Source organism: Limimaricola litoreus, assembly GCF_024159025.1.
In the GTDB taxonomy this organism is placed as follows: domain Bacteria; phylum Pseudomonadota; class Alphaproteobacteria; order Rhodobacterales; family Rhodobacteraceae; genus Limimaricola; species Limimaricola litoreus.
Genome location: NZ_JAMYXC010000279.1, coordinates 1 through 5,573 on the forward strand (window position 1 = coordinate 1; position 5,573 = coordinate 5,573).

Here is a 5,573-nt window from a genome sequence, read left to right on the forward strand (position 1 = left end):
CGGCGCGCCGCCGCTTGGGGCTCAGCAGCGCCAGCTGGCCGAACATCTCCCCCCGCCCGAGCCGCAGCCTCTGCGGGCGGCACCTCGGTCTGCGGCTGCGGCGAGGTGGCGGCGACGAGTGCTGCGTATTCCTCGCCAGAGACGACCGAGACGGGGGCCACATCGAACTCCAAGGGCTCGCTGTCGAGCCCCCAGCCCATGACGAGCCAGATGAGCAGGCCGGCGTGGCCGATGCCCGAGATGTAGCCCCCCGCGCTCATTGCATCAGATCCTCAGCCGCCCGAGGGCAGCGCGGTCGGCGCACCTGCCCCGAAATCCGAGCCGCCCACATCCGTCACCAACCCGATGTTCGAAAAGCCGCCCGCATTGAGCGCGCCCATGACCTCGGCGACGCGGTTCCAGGCATTGGCCCCGTCGGCACGCAAGAAGATGCGGTTGCTCGTGCGCTCGGCGGCGATGGCCCGCAGCCGGGTGATCAGCTCGCCCTGCGGCACCTCGGTGGTCTGGATCATCAGCGCGCCTTCGGCGGTGACGGTGACGGTCAGCGGCTCTTCCTCGTCCGAGGGCAGCGCCGAGGCGGCGGTCTGCGGCAGCTCCACCGGCACGCCGACGGTCATCAGCGGGGCCGCGACCATGAAGATGATCAAGAGCACCAGCATCACGTCGACGAAGGGCGTGATGTTGATCTCGGCCATCGGCTGCGCCCGGCTGCGCCGGCGCCCCCGCCTATTGCCGCCACCACCCGATTTCATGACACCCGCACCCATCTCAGCTGTCCAGCTGGCGCGACAGGATGGTCGAGAACTCGTCGGCGAAGGCCTCGTAGCCGCCGATCAACCGATCCGCATCGGCCGAAAGCTTGTTGTAGAAGATCACCGCCGGGATCGCGGCCAGAAGGCCGAGGCCGGTGGCGAGCAGCGCCTCGGCGATGCCGGGGGCGACGACGGCGAGGTTGGTGTTCTGCGCCTCGGCGATCTCGATGAAGGCGTTCATGATGCCGAAGACGGTGCCGAACAGGCCGACGAAGGGCGCGGTGGAGCCGGTGGTGGCGAGCACCGGCAGGCCGCGCTGCAGCCGCGAGGCCTCCTTGGCGATGGCCACGTCCATGCCGCGGTCGATCCGCGCCTGCGCGCCCGCGATCAACCCGCCGTCCTGCCGGTGCGAGCGGCGCCACTCGGTCATCCCGGCCACGAAGATGCGCTGCGACGCGCCGCGGGGATCGGCGCCGATCTCGTCGAAGAGCTGGTCGAGCGGCTCGCCCGACCAGAAGGCCCGGTCGAAGCGCGCGGCCTCGGCGCGGGCGGCGCGGTACTGGATCAGCTTGTCCACGATCACGGCCCAGCACCAGATCGAGGCCAGGATCAGCGCGATCATGACGAGTTTGACGGTGATCGTCGCGCGGGCGAAGAGCGCCCACATCGAAAAGTCTGCTACCTGATCCATCTGCCTGCTCTTTGGTGTCGCACGCGCGGCCTCTCGCGGGCCGCCTCGGGCGGCCTTAACCGATCCGGTCGGCGAAATCCACTTCGCGCTTCGCACGGAGGCGTGACAGCCGACAGCCCCCTGCCCCGGCGCTCGCCGGTTTCGGCGAAACTCCGCGCAGGATCGAACGGGGCGCTCAGGCCCGCGTCAGCGCCGTACGCAGCGCCTGCGGCAACCGCTGCGGCCGCCCCGCCCCCGAGAGGGCGACCAGCTCGACGCGCGCCTCGAAACAGGCCGCGTCCTCCCGGCGTACGGTCTGAAAGATCGCGATCCGGGCGCCGCGCAGCTCCTCGAGCCGGGTCTCGACGGTCAGCAGATCGTCGAAGCGCGCGGGCGTGAGATACTCCGCCTCGACGCGGCGCACCGCGAAGACGATGTCCTGTTCGGATTTGAGCCGCGACTGGTCGATCCCCAGCCCGCGCACCCATTCGGTGCGCGCCCGCTCGATGAACTTCAGGTAATTGGCGTAATAGACGATCCCGGCGAGATCGGTGTCCTCGTAATAGACGCGGATCTCGAAGCGATGGTTCACTGCTCCATCCGCGCGGCAAGGCGCAGCGCGGTCGCCGGATCGTCGGAGGCGGCAGGCAGGACGGGGTCGTAGGCCGCGCGGATGAGCGCCGCGATCTCGGGCTTGAGCACCACCGTGCCGTCGGGTGCAGAGGCCAGCGGCGAGGTCTGGTCGAAGGCGCTTTCGGACCATGTCAGCATCGACAGCACCGCCTGGCTCAACGCCAGCACGTCGGCGGGGGTGTCGAGCGCCTCGCCCTTCATCCGCAGGAACACGATGCCCGCGCGGATCGCCCCGTCGGGCTCGAACCGAAAGGCGCGGTACTGGCTGGCGTCGCCCGCCTCCAGCTTGGCCAGAAGATCCGACAGGCCCGGCACCAGCTTGTCGAGATCGGGGACCGCCGACAGCTCGTCCCATTCGCGGCAGAAGAAGACGAGCAGGTTCACGCCCAGCTCGGGGTCGGTCTCGGCCATGTCGTGATCGGCGAGCTTGCACAGCGCCTGCAACGCCGATTTCATGACATCGAGCGTCTCGTCCTCAACGCCGAAGACGACCGGCGCGATCGGCCGGCCCCAGCGGGCGCACATGTAGCCGCCATCGCCACGGGTGAACATCGCCTCGACGGCTTTCGCATCCAGCATGACCGGTCCTCCTGTTACGGAGCCGGGAATACGCGCCCGCGCGCCGCGCGTCCAGCCGCGCGCCTCAGTCGAACAGGACGCCTTGGCTGTCGCCCGGCCCGCGCGGCACCGCGAAACCCAGATGCCGCCACGCGGCATGGGCCAGCATCCGCCCGCGCGGCGTGCGCTGGATCAGCCCCTGTTGCAGAAGGAACGGCTCGATCACCTCCTCGAGCGCATCGCGGCTCTCCGACAGCGCCGCCGAAAGCGTCTCGATCCCCACCGGGCCGCCGCCGTAAGCCTCGGCGATGAGTCGCAGGTAGCGCCGGTCGGCGCCGTCGAGGCCGAGGTCATCGACGCCGAGCCGCGTCAGCGCGCTGTCCGCGAGTTCCTGCGTGACCCGCCCGTCACCCTCGACCACGGCGAAATCGACGCGGCGCAGCAGCCGCCCGGCGATGCGCGGCGTGCCGCGCGCGCGCCGCGCGATCTCGCGCGCGCCGTCGTCATCGGCGGGGGTGCCGAGCAGCCGCGCGTTGCGGGTGACGATCTCGTGCAACTCGTCGACGGTGTAGAACTGCAGCCGCGTCGGAATGCCGAAGCGGTCGCGCAGGGGCGTCGTCAGCAGGCCGAGCCGCGTGGTGGCGCCCACCAGCGTGAAGGGCTGCAGCTCGATCCGCACGGTGCGGGCCGCCGGCCCCTCGCCGATCACCAGATCGAGGGCGTAGTCTTCGAGCGCCGGGTAGAGCACCTCTTCCACCGCCGGGTTCAGCCGGTGGATCTCGTCGATGAAGAGCACGTCGCGCGGCTCGAGATTGGTCAGGATCGCCGCCAGATCGCCCGCCTTGGCCAGCACCGGCCCCGAGGTCATGCGAAAGCCCACCCCGAGCTCGCGCGAGATGATCTGCGCCAGCGTCGTCTTGCCCAGGCCCGGTGGCCCGTGAAACAGCGTATGGTCCATCGCCTCGCCGCGCATCCGGGCGCTTTCGATGAAGATGCGCAGGTTGGCCCGCGCCTCGGCCTGACCGATGAACTCGTTCAAGCCCTGCGGACGCAGGGCGCGGTCGTGGTCCTCGGGGAGCCGCTCGGGGCGCAGCGCGGGATCGGGGGCGTCGGTCATCTCATCGTCCTAAGCATCGCGCGGGCGCGGTGTAAGTAGGCGCGGCAACTCACCGCTCCTTGGGTGCCAGCTTGCGCAGCGCCGCGCGGATCAGCATCGCGGTATCGGCCTCGGGCGTCTCATGCGCGGTTTCGGCCACGGCGGCGGCGGCCTCGGACAGGCCGTAGCCAAGGTTGCCCAGCGCCGAGAGCGCCTCGGCCTGCGCCGCGGCGTTGCCTTCGTCCTTCTTCGGGGCGGGCTTGCGCCGGGGCTTGGGCGTCTCGGCGGGCGCGTCGTCGATCACCGCGTCGGCCTCAAGGCCCGGCATGGCCGCGGGCTGCTCGCCCATCGCCATGATCGAGGGCGCCTTGTCCTTGAGCTCGTTGACCACGCGCTGCGCGGTCTTGGGGCCGACCCCCTTGGCGCGCGCCACCGCCGACCAGTCGGAGATGGCGATGGCGCGGCTCAGCCCGTCCGCGCCCAGCGCGCCGAGGATGGCGAGCGACGCCTTGGCCCCGATGCCCTGCACGGTGAGCAGCAGCCGGTGCCATTCCTTCTCCACCAACGTCGGAAAGCCGAAGAGCTGCAGGATGTCCTCGCGCACCAGAAGCTCGGTATAGAGCGCCACCGCCTCGCCCGGTCCGGGCAGCTGCGCCAGCACCCGGTCGGAGACGTAGACGACATAGCCCACGCCGCGCACGTCGATCAGCACGTGATCGGCGGCACGGTATTCGAGCCGCCCGGCAATACGCCCGATCATGCCCGCGCCCTCCCTGCTTCGGCCCGCGCCACGGCGGCGGAAAGATGGCCCGCCGATTGCAGGTGATGCGCGTGGCAGATCGCGACGGCGAGCGCGTCGGCGGCGTCGGCGCTGTCGAGCCGGGCACCCGGAAGCTGCAGCTTGACCATGTGCTGCACCTGCGTCTTGGCGGCGGCGCCATTGCCGACCACGGCCTTCTTGATGGTCGAGGGCATGTATTCGCCCACCGCCAACCCCGCCTCGGCCGGAATCAGCAGCGCGATGCCGCGCGCCTGGCCGAGCTTGAGCGTGCCCGCGCCGTCGGAATTGACGAAGACATGCTCGACCGCGGCCGCCTGCGGGGCGTGTTCGGCGATCACCGCGCGCAGCTGGTGCGCCAGCGACAAAAGCCGCTCGGCCAGGTCGTCGCCCTCGGAATGGCAGGTGCCGTTGGCGACGTGGCGCAACCGCGCGCCGGTGCTTTCGATCACGCCCCAGCCGAGATTCCGCAGACCCGGATCGATACCGATGACTCGCATGTGCCCCCATCCGCCGATCGCGACTGCCCTGCGCCCCGGCCCTTGTTCTACGTGGTTTTTCCGATCCCTAGCACAAAGCGCGAACGCAAGCCATGGGGCGATGAAGGGCGATGGCGGCGCGGGCCGGGCGATGTTGGGGCGAGGTCACAGGCCCAGCCGGGCGATCTCCTCGGCCAGCTGACGCTGCATGTAGGGCTTGGCGAGGCGCGGCAGGTCGAGCGAAGCCCCCTCGGGCAGCTCGGCATAGCCGGTGGCCAGCAGGATCGGCAGGCCGGGGCGCAGCTCGCGCGCGCGCCGCGACAGCTCGCCGCCATTCATGCGCGGCATCGAGTAATCGGTGATCATCAGGTCGATCGGCGCGTCGCCCTGCAGCACCTCGAGCGCCTGCTGCCCGGAGCCCGCCTGGATGACATGATGGCCCAGGTCCTCCAGCAGATCGACGCTGCTCATCGCGATCAGCGCATCGTCGTCGACGAAGAGAATGCGCAGGGCACCGCCCTGCCCCCGCGCGGTGGCGGGGGGGGGCGCGGCCTGCGCCACGGCGGGCATCTCGGCCACCGGCAGCCATAGCTCGGCCCGCGTGCCC

Annotated in this window: 8 protein-coding genes and 1 pseudogene; all 9 read right to left on the reverse strand. The window is 70.6% G+C overall.

From position 1 onward, the window contains the following. Positions 1–260: pseudogene (locus tag NHG85_RS17340) on the reverse strand (hypothetical protein); the annotation flags it as partial. 12 nt (positions 261–272) lie between these two features. Continuing rightward, the gene (locus NHG85_RS17345; protein ID WP_253334784.1) at positions 273–767 is read right to left on the reverse strand and encodes an ExbD/TolR family protein; all 495 of its coding nucleotides are present in this window, start codon (positions 765–767) and stop codon (positions 273–275) included. 1 nt (position 768) lies between these two features. Beyond that, positions 769–1,443 (reverse strand): protein TolQ, encoded by a 675-nt coding sequence (gene tolQ / locus NHG85_RS17350; protein WP_253334786.1) that lies wholly within the window; start codon positions 1,441–1,443, stop codon positions 769–771. 175 nt (positions 1,444–1,618) lie between these two features. Next, positions 1,619–2,014, reverse strand: a complete 396-nt coding sequence (gene ybgC / locus NHG85_RS17355; protein WP_253334789.1) for a tol-pal system-associated acyl-CoA thioesterase — start codon at positions 2,012–2,014, stop codon at positions 1,619–1,621. Further along, on the reverse strand, positions 2,011–2,634 hold the full coding sequence (locus NHG85_RS17360) for a hypothetical protein (RefSeq protein ID WP_253334791.1): 624 nt from the start codon (positions 2,632–2,634) through the stop codon (positions 2,011–2,013). The genes ybgC and NHG85_RS17360 overlap by 4 nt, the downstream gene beginning before the upstream one ends. A gap of 64 nt (positions 2,635–2,698) precedes the next feature. Beyond that, positions 2,699–3,730, reverse strand: a complete 1,032-nt coding sequence (gene ruvB / locus NHG85_RS17365; protein WP_253334795.1) for a Holliday junction branch migration DNA helicase RuvB — start codon at positions 3,728–3,730, stop codon at positions 2,699–2,701. A 49-nt stretch (positions 3,731–3,779) separates the two neighbouring features. After that, the gene (ruvA, locus tag NHG85_RS17370) at positions 3,780–4,469 is read right to left on the reverse strand and encodes a Holliday junction branch migration protein RuvA (protein ID WP_253334796.1); all 690 of its coding nucleotides are present in this window, start codon (positions 4,467–4,469) and stop codon (positions 3,780–3,782) included. Beyond that, a complete protein-coding gene (gene ruvC, locus NHG85_RS17375) occupies positions 4,466–4,987 on the reverse strand; it encodes a crossover junction endodeoxyribonuclease RuvC (protein ID WP_253334798.1) in 522 nt (173 codons plus the stop codon). The genes ruvA and ruvC overlap by 4 nt, the downstream gene beginning before the upstream one ends. A gap of 144 nt (positions 4,988–5,131) precedes the next feature. Next, on the reverse strand, positions 5,132–5,573 hold a 442-nt coding region (locus NHG85_RS17380; protein WP_253334800.1), incomplete at its 5' end, for a response regulator.